General features: G+C 60.1%; 18 protein-coding genes, 2 pseudogenes and 1 other annotated feature. Of the genes and pseudogenes, 8 read left to right on the top strand and 12 right to left on the bottom strand.

Translation table 11 applies throughout. The features are described 5' to 3' along the window. Nucleotides 1-8: 8 nt before the first annotated feature. The 3 genes and pseudogenes from IVB40_RS22405 (at nt 9) to IVB40_RS22415 (ending at nt 3,959) form a co-directional block, all read left to right on the top strand. Nucleotides 9-983 carry a tripartite tricarboxylate transporter substrate-binding protein gene (locus IVB40_RS22405; protein WP_247816321.1) on the top strand — a complete coding sequence of 325 codons (975 nt, stop codon included), beginning with the start codon at nt 9-11 and terminating at the stop codon, nt 981-983. An 832-nt stretch (nt 984-1,815) separates the two neighbouring features. Continuing rightward, nucleotides 1,816-3,012: pseudogene (locus IVB40_RS22410) on the top strand (IS3 family transposase). Beyond that, nucleotides 2,100-2,216: a sequence feature (AL1L pseudoknot), on the top strand. It overlaps the preceding pseudogene by 117 nt. 155 nt (nt 3,013-3,167) lie before the next feature. After that, nucleotides 3,168-3,959 carry a Crp/Fnr family transcriptional regulator gene (locus tag IVB40_RS22415; RefSeq protein WP_247816322.1) on the top strand — a complete coding sequence of 264 codons (792 nt, stop codon included), beginning with the start codon at nt 3,168-3,170 and terminating at the stop codon, nt 3,957-3,959. A gap of 210 nt (nt 3,960-4,169) precedes the next feature. On the opposite strand, the gene IVB40_RS22420 is transcribed toward IVB40_RS22415, so the two are convergent. After that, nucleotides 4,170-4,658 (bottom strand): phasin family protein, encoded by a 489-nt coding sequence (locus IVB40_RS22420; protein ID WP_247816323.1) that lies wholly within the window; start codon nt 4,656-4,658, stop codon nt 4,170-4,172. Nucleotides 4,659-6,001: 1,343 nt separating this feature from the next. On the opposite strand from IVB40_RS22420, the gene IVB40_RS22425 reads away from it, so the two are divergent. Continuing rightward, entirely contained in the window at nt 6,002-6,274 is a 273-nt protein-coding gene (locus IVB40_RS22425) for a hypothetical protein (protein ID WP_247816324.1), read from the top strand. A 12-nt stretch (nt 6,275-6,286) separates the two neighbouring features. On the opposite strand, the gene IVB40_RS22430 is transcribed toward IVB40_RS22425, so the two are convergent. Further along, nucleotides 6,287-7,033, bottom strand: coding sequence for a response regulator transcription factor (locus tag IVB40_RS22430; protein ID WP_247816325.1), 747 nt, complete (start codon nt 7,031-7,033; stop codon nt 6,287-6,289). 957 nt (nt 7,034-7,990) lie between these two features. Between IVB40_RS22430 and IVB40_RS22435 the strand changes: the two genes are divergently transcribed. Beyond that, nucleotides 7,991-8,332 (top strand): H-NS histone family protein, encoded by a 342-nt coding sequence (locus IVB40_RS22435; RefSeq protein WP_247816326.1) that lies wholly within the window; start codon nt 7,991-7,993, stop codon nt 8,330-8,332. Nucleotides 8,333-8,390: 58 nt separating this feature from the next. On the opposite strand, the gene IVB40_RS22440 is transcribed toward IVB40_RS22435, so the two are convergent. The 4 genes from IVB40_RS22440 to IVB40_RS22455 all read right to left on the bottom strand — a co-directional run bounded on the left by IVB40_RS22440 (nt 8,391) and on the right by IVB40_RS22455 (nt 10,879). Next, a complete protein-coding gene (locus IVB40_RS22440; RefSeq protein ID WP_247475334.1) occupies nt 8,391-8,621 on the bottom strand; it encodes a hypothetical protein in 231 nt (76 codons plus the stop codon). Nucleotides 8,622-8,791: 170 nt separating this feature from the next. Next, nucleotides 8,792-9,331, bottom strand: coding sequence for an acyltransferase (locus IVB40_RS22445; RefSeq protein ID WP_247816327.1), 540 nt, complete (start codon nt 9,329-9,331; stop codon nt 8,792-8,794). Nucleotides 9,332-10,113: 782 nt separating this feature from the next. Then, entirely contained in the window at nt 10,114-10,257 is a 144-nt protein-coding gene (locus tag IVB40_RS22450; RefSeq protein WP_247816328.1) for a hypothetical protein, read from the bottom strand. 229 nt (nt 10,258-10,486) lie between these two features. Further along, on the bottom strand, nt 10,487-10,879 hold the full coding sequence (locus tag IVB40_RS22455) for a hypothetical protein (protein WP_247816329.1): 393 nt from the start codon (nt 10,877-10,879) through the stop codon (nt 10,487-10,489). A 243-nt stretch (nt 10,880-11,122) separates the two neighbouring features. On the opposite strand from IVB40_RS22455, the gene IVB40_RS22460 reads away from it, so the two are divergent. The 3 genes and pseudogenes from IVB40_RS22460 (at nt 11,123) to IVB40_RS22470 (ending at nt 13,694) form a co-directional block, all read left to right on the top strand. Next, nucleotides 11,123-11,983, top strand: a complete 861-nt coding sequence (locus tag IVB40_RS22460) for a YqaJ viral recombinase family protein (protein ID WP_247816330.1) — start codon at nt 11,123-11,125, stop codon at nt 11,981-11,983. Next, nucleotides 11,967-13,122: pseudogene (locus IVB40_RS22465) on the top strand (ERF family protein). The gene IVB40_RS22460 and the pseudogene IVB40_RS22465 overlap by 17 nt, the downstream one beginning before the upstream one ends. Beyond that, nucleotides 13,119-13,694, top strand: a complete 576-nt coding sequence (locus tag IVB40_RS22470) for a hypothetical protein (protein ID WP_247816331.1) — start codon at nt 13,119-13,121, stop codon at nt 13,692-13,694. Before IVB40_RS22465 ends, IVB40_RS22470 begins: the two are co-directional and overlap by 4 nt. Before the next feature lie 178 nt (nt 13,695-13,872). Here the strand turns inward: IVB40_RS22470 and IVB40_RS22475 are convergent, their stop codons facing one another. The 6 genes from IVB40_RS22475 to IVB40_RS22500 all read right to left on the bottom strand — a co-directional run bounded on the left by IVB40_RS22475 (nt 13,873) and on the right by IVB40_RS22500 (nt 23,675). Next, nucleotides 13,873-14,484: a hypothetical protein gene (locus IVB40_RS22475; RefSeq protein ID WP_247816332.1), complete on the bottom strand. Its 612-nt coding sequence runs from the start codon at nt 14,482-14,484 to the stop codon at nt 13,873-13,875. A gap of 637 nt (nt 14,485-15,121) precedes the next feature. Beyond that, entirely contained in the window at nt 15,122-15,724 is a 603-nt protein-coding gene (locus IVB40_RS22480; protein ID WP_247816333.1) for a hypothetical protein, read from the bottom strand. A gap of 465 nt (nt 15,725-16,189) precedes the next feature. After that, complete coding sequence (locus tag IVB40_RS22485) at nt 16,190-16,804, bottom strand: transglutaminase-like cysteine peptidase (RefSeq protein WP_247816334.1); 615 nt, start codon at nt 16,802-16,804, stop codon at nt 16,190-16,192. A gap of 801 nt (nt 16,805-17,605) precedes the next feature. Next, nucleotides 17,606-18,919, bottom strand: coding sequence for an HlyD family type I secretion periplasmic adaptor subunit (locus IVB40_RS22490; protein ID WP_247816335.1), 1,314 nt, complete (start codon nt 18,917-18,919; stop codon nt 17,606-17,608). Beyond that, nucleotides 18,916-20,619 carry a type I secretion system permease/ATPase gene (locus IVB40_RS22495; RefSeq protein WP_247816336.1) on the bottom strand — a complete coding sequence of 568 codons (1,704 nt, stop codon included), beginning with the start codon at nt 20,617-20,619 and terminating at the stop codon, nt 18,916-18,918. The genes IVB40_RS22490 and IVB40_RS22495 overlap by 4 nt, the downstream gene beginning before the upstream one ends. A 323-nt stretch (nt 20,620-20,942) precedes the next feature. Then, nucleotides 20,943-23,675, bottom strand: a complete 2,733-nt coding sequence (locus IVB40_RS22500; protein WP_247816337.1) for an Ig-like domain-containing protein — start codon at nt 23,673-23,675, stop codon at nt 20,943-20,945. Nucleotides 23,676-24,063 lie beyond the last annotated feature (388 nt).

Raw genomic sequence — 24,063 nt, forward strand, 5'->3', positions numbered from 1 at the left:
AGTGTTCGATGACGTATCTCGTACGATCGCTGATCCTGTTTTTCCTGCTCTGCCCCTCCGGCTCCGTGATCGCGGACGACTATCCCGCGCGTCCGGTCACGATGATCGTGCCCTTCTCCGCCGGCGGCCCCGGTGACGTCATCGCACGGATTCTCAGCAACGCCATGAGCCCGACGCTGAAGCAGTCCATCGTCATCGAGAATGTCGTCGGCGCCGGCGGCACGCTCGGCACCAACCGCGTCGCCAAGGCCGCGCCCGACGGCTATACGCTGCTCCTGATGCATGTTGGGCAAGCCACCGCGCCCGCGCTCTACGCAAAGCTGCCGTTCGACCCCGTCGGCGATTTCGCCATGATCGGGCTCGTCACAGACGTGCCAATGATCCTGGTGGCCCGGCCGAGTTTTCCGGCCAAGGATTTGGCCGAGATGATCACGCGCATCCGCAGCGAGGGAGACAAGATGACCTTCGGCAATGTCGGTCTTGGCTCCGCCTCGCAGCTCTGCGGCCTGATGTTCATGAGCACCACCGACACGAAACTCACGCCGATCTACTACAAAGGCGGCGGCCCGGCGCTGAACGACGTCATCGCGGGTCATATCGACGTCTATTGCGATCCCGCGACCGGACCGACGCCCTATATCCAGTCAAACACGATCAAGGGCTACGCGATCACCAGCAAAGCGCGTGTCGCGACGCTGCCGGACGTGCCGACCTCGGCTGAAGCCGGCGTTCCCGAATTCGACGTGACGACCTGGTATGGCCTCTACGCGCCGCGTGGCACGCCGAAGCCGGTCGTCGACCATCTGGTGGGCTCGCTCCAGACGGCGCTGAAGAATCCGGCCCTGATCAGCCGCTTTGCCGAGCTCAGCATGGCTCCGGTCGAGCCCGAGCGCGCAACGCCGGAGGCGCTCGAGGCATTCTTGAGGTCTGAGATCGGCAAGTGGGGACGAATTATCAAAGCAGCCGGAATCGAACCGCAATAGAGTACGAGCTCAAGGAGGCCACTAGGTGTCTGGTCCCGTTCATCGTCAAGGAGACCGCAAGTTACAAGCGGATGATCGACCGCGCAGGCATCGCCGTCCGTTAGCTCTGGCGTACGGCGTCAAACACCGGCCACAGCAGTGCCGCTGTTCGCACGAATGTCGTGTTCAGCAAATTCTGAAAATGTCTTGACGCGGGGTCAAGTATTTCAGCGACGAGTGCGGGCGCTCCGCCACGACAGCAATTGGTTGGGTCTGGTGAGAATGCCGCTCGTGCTGACGTGATGGCTGCTATTGGCCCCCTATGGCGTTGGCCGTGGATCACCTGACGACTCAGCATCCTGCCATGACTAAAGCGAATCCGCCCGCGCGGTGCATCGAAGGTTAGTGTCCTGAGGCCCCGCCGAGAATTGGGAAATTGCCTTCTTCGCAGACTGCAACGAACAACCGCAGTGTAACGAGGTCTATGCGTCGGATGAAATCAGATCCCTGCGACATGCTCTACCCGCATGAGTGCGCCTCTTCGTCTCCTGAAAAACGATACAGGATACCGGCAGTCGAGTTTTCTCATTCTTTTCGAAGAAAAGGCTGATTCGCGGGATAGTATCCCAGTAACGTCAGTCCTTTCGCGTCCATTTACTAACAGATGGCGGCAGCGCCTGTGCCGAGATCGTTGAGACCCGCTTGCTTGGCTCGCCGTGTGCGCGACTCCAACGCGATGCATACTAAGAGGCGGAAAGCCTCTTCGGGCTAGTCCTTAATCGGAGGTGCTCTTCTAGCGGCGATGAACCGCCCCGGGTTTGCCGGAGGCTCCAACTCCTGAGAGGATGGAGCCATGACAAGCAAGACGACGAACAAGTTTTCAGCCGAGGTCCGGGCCCGCGCGGTTCGGATGGTTCTAGATCACGCCGGCGAGCACCCTTCGCGCTGGGCGGCGGTGACATCGATTGCGGCCAAGATCGGCTGTACGCCGCAGACGCTGCATGACTGGGTCAAGAAGGCGGAGATCGACAGTGGGCAGCGGGCCGGCGTTCCGACCGACACGGCCGAGAAGCTGAAGGCCCTGGAACGGGAGAACCGCGAGCTTCGACAGGCCAACGAGATCCTGCGCAAGGCGAGCGCTTATTTTGCGATGGCGGAGCTCGACCGCCGGTCCAAGCCATGATCGCCTTCATTGACGATCATCGTGGGGCGCATGGGGTCGAGCCGATCTGCAAGGTGTTGCCGATCGCCCCCTCGACCTACCACGCCCATGTTGCCAAGCGGCGCGATCCGGCCACGCGGTCGGCCCGCGCCAGGCAGGATGCCGCGCTGAAGATCGCGGTTCGCGCGCGTGTTCGATGAGAACTTCCGGGTCTATGGCGTGCGCAAGGTCTGGCGGCAGCTCAAGCGCGAAGGCTTCGATGTTGCCCGTTGCACGTGTCGCGAGTGACGCGGGACATGGGTTGCAAGGGGTTATCCGCGGCAAACCGGTCAAGACCACGATCAGCGACAAGGCCGCGCCATGCCCGCTGGATCACGTCAACCGCCAGTTCAGGGCGCCAAGGCCGAACGTTCTTTGGCTCTCCGACTTCACCTATGTCGCGACCTGGAGCGGCTTTGTCTGTCGCCTTCGTCATCGACGCCTATGCCCGCAGGATCGTGGGCTGGCGGGCCTCGCGCACAGCGCATGCGGGCTTCGTGCTCGACGCGCTGGAGCAGGCACTGCATGATCGACGGCCGATCCATCGTGGCGGGCTCGTGCACCATAGCGAAAGGGGCAGCCAATACGTCTCGATCAAATACACCGAACGCCTGGCTGAAGCAGGCGTGGAGCCCTCTGTCGGCAGTGTCGGAGATTCCTCTTTACAAGGCCGAGGTGATCCATCGGCGCGGGCCATGGCGAAGCTTCGAGGCCGTCGAGTTCGCGACCCTGGAATGGGTGGATTGGTTCAACAACCGACGGCTCCTCGAGCCCATCGGCAACATCCCGCCTGCCGAAGCCGAGCAACGCTACTACGCAATGCTGGAACAACCCGCCATGGCGGCATAACTTAAACCAAATGGCCTCCGGCAAACCCGGGGCGGTTCACTCCACAATGGGAACCATATCCGCCGTGACCGGTTGGACCCCTGTTGAGTTGTGCAAACAGCTGGGCACCAGCCGGCACGAGGCCTAGCGCCGGACATCCGTGGGGGACGAATCCCATGATGGACCACACGACCAGAGTTGGTAATCGATTGTTAGCAGCGTTGCCGCCGGCGGATTTTGCTTTGCTTGCGCCTCACCTGAGGAAAATCATGCTCGGACGCGACGCCGTACCGATCCGATCGGGTGATCGGATCGACCACCTTCTCTTCCCCTGTGGTGGTGCGGTTACGTTTATCGTGGACTTGCCGAACGGCCAGACTGTCGCCGTAGCGGTGATCGGTCATGAAGGTGCGATCGGCCTGACCTCGGCGCTTGGCACATCCCACTCACCCGTGACGGTGGTGGTCCGCGTACCAGGGCCCGTGCTGCAGATTCCGGCGGCGCAATTTTTGTCAGCTCTGGGTCGCAGCCCCGCGATCGCATCCATGGTGCAGATTTTCACGAGATCGCTGCTGACGCAGGTTCAGCACGTCGCGGCTTGCAATGCACTACATTCCGTCGAAGCCCGGATGGCCTGCTGGCTGCTTCAAATTCACGACCGGGCGAATGGCAGCAATCCCCTCCCTTTGACGCAGGAGACTATGTCGGAGCTACTGGGCGTCCGGCGCACCACCGTCACGCATGTTGTGAGGGCGTTGCGCGCGTCAAGAGCGTTGAAATCCAACCGCCGCGGTCAGCTCGAGATTGACCGGCCGCGGCTCGAAGCCGTGGCATGCGAGTGCTACAAGGTGATGAGCCGCAGGATCGATCGGATCGTCTCGCGTGGCGGAGCAGGGCTTCTTCACGCCGCGCCTTCACGAGACGCCCGCCAGCCGCCGGGCAACCGACTATCCAGGGCAGGCTCGTAGAAGCAGGCCTCTCGCGCGAGCCATTCGTGAGTAGCCGCACAGACCCGGGCAATAGACGCGCGAGAAGAATACAGCGCTGCAGCGAAACCTTCGCGATCGGTCTCGATACCCGTCGAAATGGCGTCACCCGTTTTCGGGCACTTGATCATCACCACACCCCATCTTGATTTCCTGCAATCTGTTGCGGACTCTAGGCACGCTGGCCCGCCATCAACTGGACCGAGCGTCCGTCCTGGCGGAGACGCCCTCCAGCCGATGCGCGCGCGCGGCAGGTAGCCTCGGTTCAGGCGGTCTTGTGCAATAGCCGGTTGAAGCTGGTTTTGACGGCTCGGTCGTCTCGATCGCTACTTTCTGCGCGAGCTCCCAAAGCTCCCGATTCTGTGCGGAGACGACTTCGAAAGCCTCGCTGCTTCGGGCGGTTGAAAGACGCACAATATCCAGCAGCGGTCTGGTCTCAACGAGCCGGGAAAAACTCCAGGTGGCGCTGGTATTGTCTTTGGAAATCTCGATGACCTTGGCGCCGTAATCGACAGCACCCCTGGCGTTCATAGAGCAGGCTTCGCGGAGAACATCGCTGATCTCCTCGGAAATTGCTTTCATGCTCGCGATATTTTTCTTGGTCGGTGCGGCGAAGCCACGGAGGAGTTCCTGGAAACTCAAAACGAACTTTGGCTTGGCTCCGTTCACGTTCTCATTCACGGAAGCGGCCTGCGTTTCGACTTCATTTTGGCATCATTCACGAGCTTTCATCCTTCCAAGCGAAACTAGTAAATGAATTGAAGACTCCCCGCTCCCGGCACGTATTGCACCAGGAAACCAGCGCTCCTATTCTCGGCGTAACTGGATGCTGCTGCAGATGAACCGCTCGACCAGGCGGAACAGGCAGGAGCTTTACATCTGCGACCTTGCAGCGACCGCTCGGTTGCACTCTGAACTCGCTCGTCTGAGATAGCCGGACCGGCGTAGCTCGCGCTGATGGTTCTCTTCTCGATCCACCCGGTCCCTGAGACTCTCAAGTTCTGCGAGTTGGGCGGCAAGCGCTTCGAGACGCTGGCGAAGAACAGCACCGGGGTTGTCCACTCGAGCGCAGATTTTCATGTGAGGTCTCCTAGCAATATGTCCGCGAGAATTCCGCCAGCTTTGACGGTGGGCAAAAAATGCAATCACAGGAAAACGCGACTAATTTGGCATGCTGCGTTGCCGATAACGATGTGGCGGCGCGTTAAAAAAGTACTCATGTGCCCAGGCGCGCGGCACGCTCCATTGGGCCTGGCTGCTCAGCCTGCGATAACAGCGGGTCGAGCCGTTGTTAATGCTCGGAGCGGGTTGCGCTCGAAAGTCGAGTGGCGGCTCGCTCGCACTCGGGCTTGTGCCTCCGCTCGTCGTCCTCTTCATCTGCACAATCGACCCCTCCATATGCGGTCGGATTTCCGGAGTTCCCTCCCGTCGCGAAAGGTCCTTTGCCACCTGCCGCTCCGCCGGATCCGCCGCCACCGCCGGATGGCGGCCCTCCAGCAGCAGATGGCCCACCACGGCGCCCCTCCGGTCCGCCACCGCCTCCAGGTGACCCGCTGCCAGAGGACCCCGACGCTGCAGAGGACGGACGATCGTTGTCGAAGAATGACTGGTCTCTGTCATCGCCATGCGTTGCTCCGTTCTGTCCGCCTGAACGTGCGATGGCTGTCGAGGTCAGCGAGGTCGACAGCAGCAGCGTCATGACGGGGGGTGTCACGGCCGCGAATCTTCCGCAGGTTTTCAGGAACGCCCGCCGGTCGTCATCTTCATTGCTAGCTTGGGTCACCATGCGCTCCCCTTGATTTAAATTTGCTTCATTTGTATTATATATTAAATAGACTTTCAACGGAAACTTTGTTTGAAAGATGGAGATTGCGAAGCGTGCACCACCGGCAGATTGCCAGCATTTCCATGCCTCGAGCTTGCTAGCCCCGGCGCCGGAGCCCCAATCGGGGGTGTCAAATTAATATTTAATATTCATATATCTGATTAGCTTGGTTAAGGGCAGCGCACGACGGATGATTTCCATGCCACTGCAATTTCACCGGCCCATCGAAAACATGGAGATCTGGAGCGCGAGCGGCGATGGCTTCTCGTTTGTGATCAGCCTGGAGAGCCCTACCGGTCCGGGCTTTCACGGACGCTCCGGGTACCTGGCGAGTTGGCGGCCACTCTACGAGAACAACGGCGCGATCAAGATCAGCGGGTCGCCCTTCCGAACATTGGCTGAGGCCGAAGCAGCCTGCCGCAACATGGCCGAGCATCTGCGCGCCGCAACCGATGCTCACCGCTCAGCATGATGCGATGTCCAGCTAACGCGTACGTTCCGGAAGGACATTGCTTCGCTTGACGTCCTCGTCGTTTCGAACCGCCGAATCCTGCTGTAGTAGGCCGGAAGAGGCGAGTTCACATGCGGCCGCACGTTGCCCGTTTTGCGAAATGGCAAATGCTGCGAGAACTGTTCGATTGCTGATATCGAGCTTCTGGAAGATGTGGTGAAGGTGGACTTTGATCGTACCATCGGTAATGCTTAAGAAACGCCCAATCTCCTTGTTCGACAGCCCTTCCGATACAAGTCTCATGATCTGCCGCTCCCGGTCGGTCAGCTGCGTCGGAGCCTTTTCCTCACCGGTGTGAGACTCCCCACGGACCTCGCCACCTGTGCACGGCGACCGCGATGCCGGTCCCTGGCGTTCCGCAACCTTCCTCAGGGTCGCGACCAGCATCTCCGGCTCAGCATCCCTCGTGAGGACGAGGCAGGCGCGGCCCGCGGCCAGCGTCTGCAACCTTTGATCGCCGGCCTTTTCAGCGAAGAAAATGACGCGGGTACCTTGGCCAGCGGTGTTTGCGATAGCCAGAATGTCCGGTCGACTGATACTGGGCATTGCAATATCGACCAGTGCAATGTCGGGCACCAGAAGTCGGATGGCCCCAATGCAGCTTGCAGTATCGCCGCAGGCGGCCACGATCGCAAAATCACGCTGCGCCGCAAGGACGCTGCTGATCCCCTGCAAGACGATCGGGTGCCGATCCGCGATGACGACTCTGATGCGGCGCATGCTTCCCCTGCCTATTCCTGATACCCCGCGCGGCAGTTTTTATTCCTGCATTCACCTCAAGACGCGCGGGAAGCACAACCATCCGTTCTGCCAAAACGCCGCACTGTCAATTGGTCACGGCGCGCGGCAACGCATGATGGCCACACCACTGTAACTCGCTTTGAGAATGCGTGCAGCACCGTAGGATTCCGGTCCTCCATGGAAAATCCGAAGCAGCCAATTCATCTACAAACAGCGCCTTCTCGGCTGGCTATGATCTGCAAAACTCTCCCGCAGATCTGGCGGTCCAGTATGTGGCTGCCTTGTCAGGATTGGTTAACCGCCATCAGGCTCATCACCGACCACTTATTACGAACGATATATAGTCACATTGATGATTCAAATCTAACATTCGACAAACTTGACCGGAGCGAGGCAGCTGAAAAGCCTCGCCCCATAACATGAAGAAGGAGGCTCAAAAAGTAATACTATTCATCCAACATCAATATGAGGAGTGGAAATTAATCAGACGTCTCGAACGATAACGGCCCTGCTTCGGCAGAAGCACCGATGAAAACCTGGTCAGCAAAGTTCGGGCGACATTTTCGCTAACCCGGCAAACTTCAATCTGCGGTCACGGGTCATCGCTGGTAATGAGTAGGTGGTCATATGTATTCTTCGGCTGTTTTGCGGCAAACGCATGAATCTCTGATCGTTCAATTCACCGAATTGCAGAATTTACGAAGTCGCGTGTCGATGGCCGAGCAGCGCTTGCTCGGCCCGACGCGAAGGGTCCGCCGGCGGAGACCGGCTGGGAGGCGACCGGCCGGTCGAAGGCACAGGCCCGGCTGGTAGCCCCAAAAAGTACCGCACTGCACACTAGAGTTCTGTGCGCGGGCCGATCAGGCTTGCCCGACGGGGCTTCGACCTGATAAGCCCCCCTCCTATTTCAAATCGGAAGTAGTGGGGACGGCTTCCATGGGGAACGACGAGTGGGCACCTGCGACCACAGCCGAGCTGTGGCGGCTTTACGATGAAGTGACGACTGTTCTAAGTCGGAGAATGATTGCGGAAAAGGCCAAGCTCGAAGAGCGGCTCCGCAGGATCGAGGGAACTGCCGGAGCCCCCAACGGGGAACGTGCGCGCCGCCCCTACCCGCCAGTGCTGCCGAAGTATCAAAATCCGAAAAACCCATCCGAGACCTGGTCCGGTCGCGGCAAGCAACCCCGATGGCTGAAAGCGCAGCTTCGAGCCGGCAAGAAGCTAAACGATCTGTTGATCAACCGCTCATCGAGCCAAAAGCGCCGCCGGACCGGTTGAGCACGGCGCGGCGCCGACGCCGTACACACCGCAACGGCGCGGCCGTCCACAGCAACATCTAGCGATCGCGATCCTCTTTATTGTTCGGACTGCCGTCACCGCCGCCGTTGCCGTAGCCATTGTTGCCATGAACAATATGACCGCCTGAACTGGCTATCGCGGTTGACGTAAGAGAGGTGGACAGCAACAGCGTCATGGCAGGAGGGGTGACGGCGGCAAATTTTCCGCAGCTCTTCAAGAACTCACGACGATCTTCGCCGTCGGTATCAAGATGGGTCATGGGGATCATCCTGCAACAGCCAGCCCTCAATTAAATGGTACGTCAAATTAGCGGAAGAGCAACTTAAATTTGCTAATGCAGTAATTTATTCCTCAGCTTGCCCGATGATACTTGCCATTAAATCGGCGGCGACCGGAGTTGCGGCGAAAATGGAAACTTGGGCCGGCCGCGGATTGCATTTATTTCGACGTTGAGGGCTGCTGAAGGCGCGCAGGACAGCCAAACGCCTTGGCACCTGTAGGAATATCCCTGTTGACCAGTGAATTTGCACCTATGATCGCGCGATCGCCGATCGTTACACCCATTTGGATCACGGAATTAGGGCCCACATATACTCCATTGCCGATCCAGGTGGGTGCGTAATCGATCGGGTCCCTGCCGAGCGAAGTTGAACGATTTACGGTGTTATGTGTGTAGATCTGGACGCCAGCGGAGATGGAGCACCAGTCCCCTATCCGCAAAACTCCACCCGAGCCATCCAGGATACATCCTGGTCCAATCCAGGTATTTCGTCCGACCTTGACAGACCCCAGAACGAGCACGTTGTCGTACATCGTGGTGCCCTCGCCGAAGCCATACGCTGCGGCGTTATCGTCGCGCTCGGTGAGAAGGTCTCCGATCGAGACTCTTCGGTCAAATTGTTCTTTTTTGCGAACTGCAAGAACTCGCAGAAACTCTCGGATGAGCGCGACCCATCGATCGGCTCGGCGATCGGGCATTCTGGGATCTAAGGGCATCGGAAGCCACCAGGTGATTTGCAACTGCGAACAATGCAACCGGAGCCGGACCCGCGGTCGTTTGAATCTGGGAGAATGGCACTGGCTTCGGCTCCGCACAAAGCGTTTTCGAACATACGCGGTCCAGGCCGTGCTCCGCGCCGGAGCTGCGAGCGGGCCCTTTGATAAGTCGCGGCCTACTTGCTCATTGGCCTCAAGGAACGGAAGCCCGGGACGTAGACGGCCACGCCTGATCGTCAACGCTGTGGGCTCGGTCGGTCAAAACCAACTTTTCAACGGTTCGGGTTCAATGCCCTTCCGGACGAAGGGCGGGCGCCTATCTATTCCCTGCGAACAGGGAAGTTTACAGGGATAGCGCGCCGGGCGCAGGGCCGCTACCCCCCTTCCAAGCTGCGGCAAGGCCTTAGATTCGCGAAGCAAATCCCAACCGTGAACCTGCCCTGCGCCCACGTCTAACAGGGAAATCTTCGCTGGCGAACAGGGAATTTGTTTGCCTTGCGCAGGGAAGTACCGCTGCGGGGCGGCTCCGAGCCGAACTTGAGGGTGTTCGCTAGAGGGCTATCGTAGCCAGGACAAAGGGGATCCCGGCCAAGGGGTTTCTGGGAATCTTGGGGCCGGGGCCGTGCGGTAGGTGGGGATCGCCGAGCATTGCGGAGCGTCCCGCGATCGAGCGAGCCTGCGCGATCAGGAAGGCGTTAGCCCCGCTCAGAATGCCCCTTAAGAATTACGATTTTGTCCGGGTGGTCGGAACCTGAGTTCTTGCTTTACCTTTTGACCACCTGCTCAAGCTCAAGCGCCTCTATGGCAAGCTCATCCGCCAAGCGTCCAAACAGTTCACGCTTTTCCGGGTCGATCGCCCGTCTGCTCATCAGGGCGAGATCTGCGGCATCGGCGCGGAGCTTGTCCAATCTTTCCCTTAGGTCTCTCATGTGATCCGGCCCAGGTCCTAAACCACCTCACCTTCGGGTGGCGTACAGGTCAACGACGGAAACAGGCTATGGGTTCTTCCTTAACCGCGCATTAGGCCGGCGCCCCGATTACCATATTGAATCGATCACCATTCTGAATTGACGATGTAGCTCCGCTCCGGCCATTCACCAAAGAATTCCGGAACGAAGCCAATTTGCTCGCCGCGCATCAGCCCCGCGCGATTGAGGACCGAAGCGCCCGCGTCTGCCTGACCAGAGCGGCGCGCTCATAGCGGTCAAGGCCCGTGACGCGCTTAACATCCGCCGGGACTGGGCAGTCCAGCAGCGCCGCCAACATCCGCTGACGGGCGGCGCGGATGCGCACCAGTTCGAGCTTGGCCCGCGCGAGGTCCACCACCAAGTCGGATATGCCACCATGCCGAAGTCCGGAAATGATGGCGCTGACCAGACGCGCGATATCCGGGTCAGCGCGGTCGCGGGGACGCGCCAATCCGTGACGGAGGGCATTGCCGCTGGACCTTGCCTTTCCACCCGCCGTATTCGGGCCGGTGCTGCGCCTGGCGTTGGCGCGATTGGCTTTGATTTGTCGAATTGACGCCATCTCCGAGCTCGTTGTCCGAGGCTGGTTGCGGCACTCGGAAGCATCACTCCAACATCTTAGTTCATCAAGGTTTTCGGGCTAAAAAACAGCAAAATTGCTGCAGAAAAGGACTGGCATTCCCGCGCCAAAGGAGCGTTAATAATGGCAACCGGGCCTTTGCCGTTGGCCCCGGTCTCTCTCCTCGCTGGTGCGGGGCTTTTGGTGGTGCGGCGGCAAGCCGCGTTTGCCAAACCAAGGAGACCGGTGATCCCGATTGCAACCGGCGGCGCCGAGGCGCCACATCGCATCGTCAAGTTCGACCCCATTGACCGGCGCGCCTTTGTCGGCGGCTCGGACGCGCGCATCATCATGGGCCATGATCAGGAGGATCTCACGCGGCTGTGGCAGGAAAAACGCGGCGAGATCGCGCCGCAAGATTTTGCGCACAACCTGATCGTCCAGCTCGGCAGCGTCACCGAAGACCTCAACCGCAGCTGGTACCAGCGCGCGTCGGGTATGACCATTACCGACATTCAGAAACGGGTGCGGCATCCGGTCCACCACTGGATGGCGGCCACCCTCGATGGCATTGTCGCAGAAACCGGCGCGGTGTTCGAGGCCAAGTTCATGCTGCCCTGGGCCTTCACCGAGGAGACCGCGGCCGACAAGCACATGGCGCAGCTGCAGCACAACATGTGGGTGATCGCAGCGCGCTCCGCCGTGCTGTCGATCATCACCGGCGGCGGCAAATGGGTCGAGCTCACCCTCCACGCCGATCCGCTCTACCAGCACCTGCTACTCACGGCAGAAAAGAAGTTCTGGCGCTGCGTGCAGAGCGGCGAGCCGCCGCTGCTGTTTGGGATCGAGACCCCACGTCCGCGGCTCGCCGCCGTCAACGTCGTCGACATGACCGCGTCCAATCTGTGGGCCGCATGCGCGGCGACCTATCTGCGCACCCGCGAGGCCCATGCCGAGCACGAACTGGCCAAGACCGAGCTGAAGAAGTTGCTGCCTGAGGATGCCAAGGAAGCATTTGGCCACGGACTTCGCGCCAAACGCTCCAAAGCCGGCGCGATCAGCTTTGATCCGGTTGAGATGGAGCGCGTCCATGCACCAGGCCAGTGAGCATATCGGGGCGATCGCGGCGGCGCTGGCCCGCGCGCAAGCCGAACTGACCAACCCGGAAAAGACCCTGACCGCGCAGATCCGCTCGCCGTTCCTGCGCGATGACGACCACACCTTTCGTTACGCCTCGCTGGCGAGCGGCCTCGACATCGTGCGCAAGACCTTGAGCCAGCAGGAGATCGCCACCATCCAGAGCACCCGGGTAGAGGCCAGCACCGGCACATTCACCTCACCACCCTGCTCGCCCATTCCTCCGGCGAGTGGATCTCCTCGGACTGGCCGGTCTGCGCCTCAAGGGACATCGAGGCGCCGCATCGCATGGGCGCGGCGCTCACCTACGCCCGACGCTATGCCCTGTTCGCGCTGGTCGGGATTGCCGGCGAGGATGATCTGGACGCTCCCGATGCCCTCTCGCCGGTGGCAGGGCCGCGAGTAGCTCAAGGGGCGACAGCCAAGCCCGCCCGGGAGATTGTCAACCGCGCACCGGTGCTGGCGCCGCCAGACTCCGCCGAGCTCCGCGACCAGCTCTTGCGCCAGCTCGCATCCCTGACCGAGAGCGCGGACCTGCTCGCCTGGGCCAAGGCCAGCCTGCCGCGCAAGAACACCCTTTTGGAGCCGGACGCCAAGCTCGTCGAGACCGCCTATCAGGCCAAGCTAAAGGACGACGCAGGTCTCGCAGCCGCCGACCAAGCGGCCGCCTTGGATTGCGACCCAAGCTCGCCAGCGGCACCCGGTCCTGCTGCAGGCACCGCGGCCGCGTTGCAGCCAGCTCTCCCCGAGTCCGGGCTCGTCCATCCCAAGCCGCCCCGCAAGCGCAGCAAGGCGCACCTGCTGTCCGGGCGCAGCCCTGCTTGGTGTGCCAGCAAACCCCGTGCGATGCCCATCACCTAAAATTCGCCCAACCCAGAGCACTCGGCCGCAAAGTCGGTGACGAATTTACCGTGCCATTGTGCCGCGCCCATCACGAGGAGCTGCATCGACACGGCAACGAGCGGGCTTGGTGGGCCAACCTGCAGATCGGGCCGTTGCCGGTCGCGCAGGAGCTGTGGGCGGCGAGTCCCGTCCACGGTCCGGCCGACACCGCGATCGACACCGCGCCGTTTCCGGTCAACCTTGGATCGGAGGCCTCAGTCCGATGAACGGCCTCGTCCAAACGGCGCGCGAGCTCACCACCACGGCACTCCCGGTCGAGTTGGAGGTCTTGGCACCGCCGCCCCTGCTGCTGCCGGGCGAACAGCTCGAACACTACCAGGCACTCCGGCAGGCGATCTTTGCCGACCTTGCGCCGCAATCCGCCATCGAGTGGCTCCTGGCCATCGATGTCGCCGAGCTGTCCTGGGACATCCAGCGCTACCGCATGTTGCGGCATAAATTGCTCGAGACCTATCGCCAAAAGGCGGTGGCGGCGGCGCTGCGGCGCATCGACCTGGTCGGGATCGATCCCGAGTTCGAGGCGGAGGCCGAGTACCATACGCTGCAAAATGCGTTGAGCTGGCGGTGTGATCCGATCGCTGCGACAGAGATCGACGCGCGGCTTGCGACCTATGGCTTCGACCAACACGCCATCACCACCGAAGTCTACGTTCAGGCGCGCGAGGTCCTGGTCCTGTTCGAGGGGCTGCTCAACGCCGCACAAACCAAGCGCATGCTGCTCCTTCGCGAGATCAACAACCAACGCCTCTTGGCTGGACCGCTGCGTCGGCGGCGCTGAGTGATCAGATTGAAGACCCCGAGCTCAACAGCAAGGCCGAGCCGAAATTGCCGGTGCGGAGGACGAGGCGAGCGGCCATGCCGCGCGCGCCGAGCGCTCGACGTCCGGCGATTGACTCTGCGAGCTTCCGGAAAAGGTGGACGGGTTAAGCGGTTTTTGCCCAATTTCGATCGGGGTTCTAGCCGGTCGCGGAGTGAAGCCGGGCCCCGATATAGAAGCCGTGGAAGGCAAAGGTATCCCGCATCGGCTCACGGATAACAAAATTCCAAAGCCAAGTACGCGCTATGAAGCCTTTGTCAAAGCTTACGCAGATAACTGAGGATGGCTCGGCGTTCGGTCGCGCTGGCATCACCGGCGAAATCCATTCTCGTTCCAGGACAGAACGCGCTTGGTGCCTTAGGAACTCGTCAAGGCGATCTTCGGTCCATATGCCCCCCAAACCGCGTAAGCTTGATGAGTAATCCGGATAGCTCGCGACCGACGCAATTTGACGACCGACAATGCCGGGTAAATCTGGTCCGATCCGATTGCTACTCATCAAATTCGGCTGACGGCAACCGCCACACTTCTGCGCGAAAAGGGTTTCACCCGTCGCGCCTTTCTTGGGATGAAGCGCGATCAATTTTTGCTCATCCGTCCATAGCACGAGACTGCCATCACTGCCCTCGATCAGGTCGCGGATGCGACTCCCGATTGGGATCGCCTCGAGGTATTTGACTTGTCCGTCCCGCACGCGTGCACGATCAGCGTCATGGCTTTGAGCGTGGCGATCAACAGATCGCCTTCCCACTCCGAAAACAATCCACGCTCCACGCCAACTAAATTAGCGACTGCGATCGACGGGACCCATGCAAACACGGGAGTTTCATAGTTTTTCCGGTCCAGTTCGGGCTTGTTCAGTGGCCATGAGAACGAACCGCAATCCGTTCCATATGTCGCATACGGCCAACCGTAATTTGCGCCTTGGACTACCCGATTGAGTTCATCGCCGCCCTGCGGTCCGTGTTCGGTCGACCAAATCGTTCCAGATCGATCGACGTACAAGCCCTCCGAATTTCGGTGGCCCATCGTAGCGCGTCCATCCGCAATCTTAATGGCCAGTGTTTTTCCGTACGAGGCTGCCGGGTCACTGCGCATAGGCATGAACCGAGGCGACACCGTCAAAGCCGAAATCCTACGGTCAACAGCAGCGTTTCCGGATCTAGAAGGGCCATCCGGCCCCCACCAAAATAAACGACAAAAGGAATCCCGCGGCGGCGGTGTTCTCCGCGCACTGGCAGGCAAGGCGAGGTCTCATATAGAGTTCTCCACCGGAGGCAGATTCGCCGCGAAGTAGCCCCGCACCGTTCGTAACGAGGACGGAGATGCGTTCGGTCCAACATTCCTGACCGACATTCCAGTAAGCGTGCGAAACGAAAATGCGTACGCTAGCGCCGACCTCCTGAACCAGTAAGCCATACGTTCGGAACCATTCGGGATTGAGGATCTCGCGTCCGGCCTCCCTGCTCTGGGTCTCTTGAGGCACCCAGTTGGAGCCATCCACGCATGGACGCCCGGCAGCCGCGGAAAAACGCCTCGCCGTTGATCGGTACCCGGTACGGCAGCGTGTGGACCGTCATCTGGTCGATCGCTTTCCAGTAGAAGATATGGAGTTGACCGTCTCCGCTCACGAGAAGATAACGATCCCCGATCCGTGCCAGCGCGCCGCCGCGCACTGCAGATTTTGGAAACGCGTTCGAATAACTGTGAACGTCCAAATTGTAGAACTCGGTCCTGATCAGGGCATTGGTATGCACCGCGACCCCGGGTGCAAGGCGGAATCCGAACGAACCCGCGGCTGCCGTAGCCAGCAGCCCGCCAAGCGCCAGAGTTCGGTGCAGCGCAGCGGTTCCCAGGAAGTACGGTGCGGGGACGAGCACCAGGGCAGACGTGAAAATCCCGAGCGTGATGGCGCGGGAATAATTGGTGAGTACAAACCCCAAGAAGACCACACCAAAAATCGCCGTTGTGGACACGATCGTCCAGCCCAATCGCCCCCCGGAAATGAAGGCCTAATCAAAAGAGGACATGCGGCGCTTACGACGAAAGACGCCACAAGTCAGCCAAATGGAAGTGACTGGGCGGCAGGAAGCCGCCAAAATGGCACGCCAAAACCTATTATTGGAAATAGCAAAAGCAACACGATAGAGGTCGCATACCACAAGACCAGACCATGACGCGTGCTGGCGCCGGCCGGGATTCACTCCAGTTCTCGTTTGGTCGAGGAGCTTGAAGCGTGTCACCACACCTTTGCTCAAAGGCGGAATAATCCTGGCCTCTCGAACCTCCTCAGCCTTCAGCTTATCCCGCAACTCCATTTCATTCTCGCGCTTTTAATATGACGAAAAGGTCGCGCCCATATTAAATTTCTCATATTTATTTTATAACTCTATTAATGCGGACCCATTATAGAGCACGGCAGCGGCGCGCAGTACGAATACCCATCGTCCACTCGCTCACGCCCCTTCCCGCCCAACCGCCGCCCACAGCCCATCGCGGCCCGGACTCTGCACGCGAACCCAGCGATAGGTCGTCCGCGACCACGGCACGATCTGCGGCGTGAGATTATCGAGGACGACATCGCCGCTTTCGGTACGCACCAGAAGCACCAAATGATGTTCTCCGGAATCGACAACGACCTCGCTCAATAACAGTACTCGCGCCGGCCAGCCGCGCCGAAGCAACTCGTGGCGCTTGCTCACCGCGTAGTCGTTGCAATCCCCGCGAGCGGGGTTGATGATCCAGGTCTCACCCGCAAGACCGAGCTCGTTGCGAGCTGGCGCTATCGCCAAGTTGACCGCGCGATTGATCTCCCGCAGATCCGCCCATCGCTTCTCGGTCAGCCAGATCGGCCCGCCCCGGAAGAAGCGCCGCAGGCGGCATTCGGCCTGATAACGGAGGCAAAACACCGTGTAAGTGAGGGGCGGAAGCCTCGGGCGTCCCAGCTCGATATGCGCAAGAGCCGCTCGCTGGGCCGTCTGCACGGTCAACGGTGCCGCACGCGCCCACTGGACCCCTGCGATCATGACAGTTACGGCTGCCGCGACGATTGGCCCCGAGATACGTTGCATCTACGATCCCCCGCGAACGCCAAGTGAGGCCCGGGTTCAACTCAGAGCGCGGGCCGCCCCGTTGCAAGAACAATTTACCCGCAATTATAATATTAAATCTTAGATAGTTATAATATAATGTGCAAGAATAAATTAAATAATTAAATATGCACAACCGACTGCAAGGAGACGCGATTGCGCTCAATCTGGCGACGAAAGAATGGGGGAGAATGACGCAGCAGAAACTGTTGGTCGGCTCGGGTGTCCCGCTGAAAAGCCGCTCCACGGTACGTGCTTCGCGCGTCTAGAGCCGGGGCAACCATTTAACGCCTCATACGATTTGAAGCGTTGGTCTAATTTTCGCCGGGGCCAAATCGATCGGGACAGTTTCATCTGCCAGATGAGCTACTCGTATCCTGGAGCTGAACTTGTCTTCTTGGCCGCGATGACCCTGTACGCTTAAGCGAATGGATGTGCTGAGCGGACGGTGGTTCGAGCGATCCGTAGTCTCGCCCGCGGACGACCGACATCCGCTACGACCCGTCCGTCGAAAGCCGAGCGATCTATCCCCATTGATCAGGAGGTGGATCGGTTTCGCCATCTCTTGCGATGGCCCGACATTACCAGAACGCCGCGGTCGAGCCTTAAGACCAGACCGCAGTTCCGCCCCGACTTGTAAGGCGCACTCTTCGGCCAGCCGCGGTCCGCCGCGGATGCTTTCCGGCCGCCCAGCAGCAGCGGCTGGTCGCATCGCTGGCGCGCACGGATCGGGCGCCAGGCCCAAATTCGGGCAGTCGAGCGCTGCTATCTTCTCGCGAAGAGTCAGCGCTCCTTGAATGCGCGCTCCGCCTGATCGTGCAGCGGCTTGAGCAGGTAGGATAGCGCGGTCCGGCCTGCCGTCTTGATGAAGACCTCGACCGGCATGCCGGGCAACAGCTTGGCCGACCCGAGTTTCGCCAGCTCTTCCGGCTTCAGCAGCACACGGCCCGTGTAGTAACTGGTGCCGGCACGCTGATCCTGTGTAATGTCTGCCGAGACCATGCTGACCTCTCCGTCGATTTCGGGCGTGGTCTTCTGGTTGAACGCCGCGAAGCGCATTGTCGCGGTCTGCCCCATATAGACCTGGTCGATATCGCGGGGTACGATCTTGACCTCAACCGCAAGCGAGTCCGCATCGGGCACGATCAGCATGATCTGCTCGCCGGGAGATATCACACCTCCAACGGTGTGCACGCTCAGCTCGTGGACGCGGCCAGTTTGCGGTGCCCTGATATCGACCCGGTTCAGTTGATCGACCGCCGCAGTCTTGCGCTCGCTCAGCTCGGAGAGCTTCGATCGCGTTTCGATCAGATCCTTGCCCACTTCCGTCCGAAGGTCCTGGTCGATCTGAATGATCTGGAGTCCGATTTCGGCAATCTTGCCCTTCGACTGAGCAATCATTCCTGCCAGCTGGCTGCGCTCGCCTTCGAGGCGAGCGGAATCACGCTCGAGGGAATTGAGCCGCGTGATCGGCACCAAATTTTTTTGCCAGAGACTGCGCACGCCCTCCAGTTCCTGCCGGATAAATTCGACTTCCTTCTGCTTGGCCTCGGTCTGCCCCGTAAGGCCTTTGATCTCATTTTCCAGCTGCGCGCTTTTCTCCTGCAACTGCGCTTTTTGGCCGCTCCGCGCCTGACGACGCAGATCGAACAGCTTTCGCTCCGCAGTGATCGCACGGCTCGCCTCCGAGTTGCTCTCCTTGGCCCGGTCGAGCAACACCTTGGGAAAGATGGCCTGCTCGGCGCCATCGCGCTCGGCCTCCAGGCGAGCCTGCCGCGCGAACAGCTCATCGAGGCTGTTCGTGACGATGGTGGCATTTGCGAGCGTCTGAGTCTCGTCGAGGCGGATCAAAATATCCCCTGCATTAACCCGCGCGCCCTCCCGAACGCGCAACTCTCCCACGATCCCACCAGTGGAGTGCTGAACCTTCTTGACGCTCGAATCCACCACGACCACGCCTTGGGCGATCACCGCGCCCGACAGTTGCGTGGTTGTCGCCCAGCCGCCGACCCCAAAGGTTACCAAACCAAACATGATCATACCCACGATCATATAACGCTGGATGGATTGCATCGCCGGCGTCACCTGGCCATTCATCGGCCACCTCCTTGAGCTTCCGCGACGACCTTGAGCGGTGTGGGATTTTGCAACACTCTCTTGAGGACCTCCTCTCTCTTGCCGAAGGACTGCATCTTGCCTTCCCCGAGGCACAAGACATGGTCCACACCTTCCAACGCCTTCGGACGATGCGCAACAACGGCGACAATTCCTCCCCGACGGCGCACGTTCAAGATCGCCTCGGTCAAGGCGTCCTCTCCCTCGGCATCGAGATTGGAAGAGGGTTCATCAAGTACGACCAGGAACGGCTTGCCGTAAAAGGCGCGCGCGAGCCCGATGCGCTGCCGCTGCCCCGCCGACAGCGCCAACCCTCCTTCGCCGATCTTCGTGCCGTAGCCGTCTGGAAGCGAGAGGATCAGATCGTGCGCGCCCGCGGCATGCGACGCTTCCAGAACTGCTGCGGCCGTTGCCTGCGGGTCGAACCGTGCAATGTTCATTGCAATGCTGCCGTCGAACAATTCGACGTCCTGAGGCAGATAACCGATGTGCTTGCCGAGAGCGTCCGAAGACCAGTGATCGAGCGAAGCGTTGTCGAGTCGGATCCTGCCTCGAATGCACGGCCACACTCCCACCAGCGCGCGTGCCAACGTCGATTTGCCGGATCCGCTCGGACCAATGATTCCAACCGCCTGCCCGCTCCGCAGCTGGAACGACACTTCACTGATGGTGGGCCTCTCCGAGTTCGGAGCGCCAATATAAAGGTGCTCGGCGGTGAGGGTTTCAACAGGCGCAGGCAATTCCAACCGCTCCTCCTCGCTCGGCAGAAGCTTCAGCAAGCGATCAAGCCGTTGCCCCGATTGCCGCGCGGCGACGAACCCTTTCCAGTTCGCAATGGCCAATTCAACGGGCGCCAGGGCCCGCGCGGTGAGAATCGATCCGGCAATGATGATGCCCGCGGTCGATTCCTGGTTGATGACGAGAACGGCGCCCACGGCAAGAACCAGCGATTGCAAGATCGCCCGAAAGATCTTGGAAACGCCACCGAGTCCGTTTGCGACATCGCTTGCCTGCTCATGGGCCGCGAGGTACTTCGCGTTGACATCCCGCCAACGTAAGCCCGCCTGTTGCCGCATGCCCATGGCCTGCAGGACCTCGGCATTTCGCCGCCCTTCGAGCGCCAGTGCGGTCCGCGAGACGGCGAGACGGGAGGTTGCCTTTGCCGGCCCTCGCGTGCGCGTTTCCGTAAGGATCGTAATGCCGACTAAGACCAGCGCGCCGGCCAGCGCAGTCACGCCAATCCAGAAGTGAAACAGGAAGCAGATGCCGAGATAGATCGGCATCCAGGGGAGATCGAAGAGCGCAGTCGGCCCTCCACTCGACAGGAAGCTGCGGACCTGATCGAGATCCCGCACCGGCTGCAAACCATCGCCATCCGCTCTGGTCTTCAAAGGCAAGCGAACAAGCGAGTCGAATATGCGAATGCTGAGCTTTTCATCGAAATACCGGCCGACCCGGGAGCTGATCCTGCTCCTGACGAGATCGAGCCCGCCCTGGAACAGGTAAAGAACCGTGGCCAGAACCATCAAGGCGATTAGCGTCGGTATGCTGCGTCCGGGCAGCACCCGATCATAGACTTGCAGCATGAAGAACGAGCCGGTGAGCATAAGGAGATTGCTCATGCCGCTGAAGGCGGCGAGAGCCCAGAAAATCCGGCGGCAAGACCGCAGGAATGCCGACATCTCTGACTGCGACTCGTCATAGTGATTCACCGGCCGGGGTCGACCAGCGAATATCCGTTGCCGCAGGGCTTCGATCGGACGCTTTGCCCAGCCAATCAGTTGCGGTGTCCCAAATTCGGCGTCTTCCGCCCACTGCCGTCCAGCCGCCCAGAGCTCTGATATGTGAAGAAGTGGAATCCGTACGAGATTCGCGGGCGGGGGGAATACCCCCCGCCGTCCAAAGTCAATCATGGTAGCCGCCCTTAAACCATGCCTTTGTCGGAAGATCCGCAAGAGATCCCCAAGGCCGTTGTTGAGTACTACTCGGTGTGGATGCCCATACCTTACGCGAAGTGGAAGTCCTCGTTGGTCAACGATCCGACCTTCATGTTCTTCAGCGTGAGCGTGTCGCCCCCCGTCGCGATGACGACGTCCTGACCCGATTGGGTCGCATGGGAAAGAACACTCGCAAAGCTGTCGAACACGCTCTTGCTGAACTGGATCGTGTCGTGAGCAGGTCCGCTGGCAGTGAAGTCCTTGATGACATCGCTGCCGAAATTCGCAGCAAACGAGAACGTGTCGGCCTTGGTGGTGCCAACGAAGGCGTCATTTCCTGACGTGCTCGTCTGTACGTTGCTGCTTGTCGAGCTCGAAGTCGCAGCGAGGGAAGTGGTGCTCGTGGACGACGTTGCAACGCTCGACGTACCGACCTGCCCATCGCCGTTGAGATCCTGATGGAAGCTCGTCTCGAGCGATTTAAGGCCGGAGTTCGTACCCGACACGGTGCCGCCCGACGTGGAACCGGTCAGGCTGCTTACGTGCGAAACGTAGTTGCCGTTGCTGTCGGTGTTCCACGCCGTATAAAGGCCGGTGCTCGCTTCCTTCCAGACGACCTGATAGCCCGTGGTGGTCTTTTCCGCGGCAATGGGAGCCCAGGTGTGATCTGACCCATCGATGAAATCCACGCCGCCTTGCTTCAGCGTGGGGCCCGTCCCGGTGCTGCCGTTGAGGTAGAACTTGTCGCCACCCTCAACGAGACGTGTCGCTCCAGCGGACTCGATCACCGTGCCAGCAGTGGGCGATGTCGGAGACGTCGGTGTGGACGTGCTGGAACCGATCTGTCCGTCACCGTTCAGATCCTGGTGGAAGGTCGTTTCGAGCGATTTGAGGGCAGAGCTCGTACCAGACACGGTGCCGCCCGACGTGGAGTCGGTCAGGGCGCCGACATGGGAAACGTAGTTGCCGTTGTTGTCGGTATTCCACGCCGTGTACTGACCCGTGCTCGCCTCTTTCCAGACAACCTCATAGCCCGTGGCCGTCTTCTCCGCACCAATCGGCGCCCAGGTGCCATCTGACCCGTCGACAAAATCCACGCCGTGAGACTTCAGGGACGGGCCCGTCCCGGTGCTGGTGTTGAGGTAGAATTTGTCACCACTCTCAACGAGACGTGTCGCACCGGCCGACTCGATCACCGTGCCAGCAGTAGGCGACGTCGGGCTGGTGGGAGACGTCGGAGCGGTGGGGGACGTCGAGGTGATGCTGGCCGTGACCACGGAGGACGCCGCGCTGGTGTTGCCTGCCACGTCCGTGGCCTTCGCCGTCAGGCTGTGCGCACCGACCGCAAGGGCAGCGGACGTATAGGCCCACACACCGCTGCTGTTTGCCGTCGCGGTCCCGATCTGGGTCGTGCCGTCGAACACCTTTACGGCGCTGCCCGTTTCGGCATTGCCCGACATCACCACCTGATTGGCGCTGTTCACCTTGTTGCCGGCAATGGTCGGCGCAGTCGGCGCCTTGGTATCGACGGTGACCACCACCGCAGCCGACGTCGCGCCGGTCTGACCCGATGAATTGGTCGCCGTTGCGGTGAGCGTATGCTTGGCGTCAGTCAGGACCTTTGTGATGTAGTCCCAATTCCCGCTCGAATCCGCAGTGGTCGAACCGATTTGGGTCGTACCGTCATAGACTTTGACGGCGCTGCCGGCAGTCGCCTTACCCTTCAGCTCGAGAGTGTTGTCGTTCGTGATGCGATCGCCAGCGGTGCCGCTATCGTTCGAGATGGAGTCGATAGTGGGCGCAGTCGGCCCGGTCGGCGATGTCGGTGATGTCGGTGATGTCGGTGATGTCGGCGCATTTGCGTCCTGAAGGACGGCACCAGTCTTCATGTTGACGTTGTGGATATAGATCGACTTCGAACTGGAGTCGTTGGGACCGCCCCGGACGCCGCCGAATGCCAGTCCCGAAGACGAGCTGGACGGATCGAAGTAGTTGTCGTGGACGGTGAACGTATTCTGGATATCTGCCACCGTGACGCCTGTGAAGGCGTTGACGCTGCCAGTGAATACATTGTTGCCGATTTCGCCGGAAACAATCTCGCCCGGGCTGCTGCCGATGTCAGGCTCCACCATGAAGCCCTGGCTCGCCCCGCCGTTCTGGGTGGTGGTGTTGTACATGATGGTGGCGGTAAACGGCCCATCCATGAACTCGGTGTAGTCGCCGTGCGCACCGGATGCCATTCCGGCGTTCTGAATCAGATTGTACTCAACGATAAGGCCGGCCGACTTGCCGCCATTGTGCATTTGAATCATGTCGCCGCCGGCATTCTTGAGCCAAGAATACTCCACGGTCAGGGTACCTGAACCACGATTTTCAATGAGCCCGCTGACGCTGCCGTTGTTGTTGCCGTCAAGCGTGGAGTACATGACAGTCAAATTCGACGACGAATCCGTCGCCAAGATGGGTTTGAGGCCATTGGCCCCGACCTGGAAGTTGGAATTCAGAATCTTTGTATTTGCGCTCTGGACGACAACGCCCCAGCCACCGTTGAGCGAGAAATCATAGCCGTCGAGCGTAACCTCGCTGCCCGTCACCGTGATGGTGTGGTTCGCCGTATTCACCGATACCCCGGCCATCGAGATCGTCGCCGGATTTTTCAGCGCTAATCCCTGAGGTGTCCCGGCGTAGTAATCCACGCCCGCGACATTCCAACCGGGCCGGTTCGCACCGTAGGAATCGAGCAAGTTCGGAAGCTGCGGCGTTCCAGTTGGAGCATTTGCGAAGCCGTCGTTAATTGCCATCTACCCTGTTCTCCTGATTTAATACCCGATAGGGATGCGCTCAACCATGAAGGTCCCCCAAGCGACATGCCATCTTTAAAAGCCGAGCATCTCGGCCGCGGCGACTTTTGGCCGAGTACGGCGGACTTTTTTTGGACTAGATCTAGGCCGTGCTGGGGTGATGTTTGGCTCAGACCGCCATACTCACGCGTTTATTGAATTAAACCCGGTACCGCGACGCAATCCACAGACAAGAACAGCATCATTACCGAGCGCAGAAAACGAAGCGGCCAAATTTGCCAGAGATAGATTGACACTAAGAGGTCTTAGAGAATTTGCATTGCCAATTAATAATCCGGCTCGACATAACCGTCTTAATCGAGGGACATAACCTGAACCAGCCAAACAG

The organism is Bradyrhizobium sp. 40 (genome assembly GCF_023100925.1).
Taxonomy (GTDB): Bacteria; Pseudomonadota; Alphaproteobacteria; order Rhizobiales; family Xanthobacteraceae; genus Bradyrhizobium.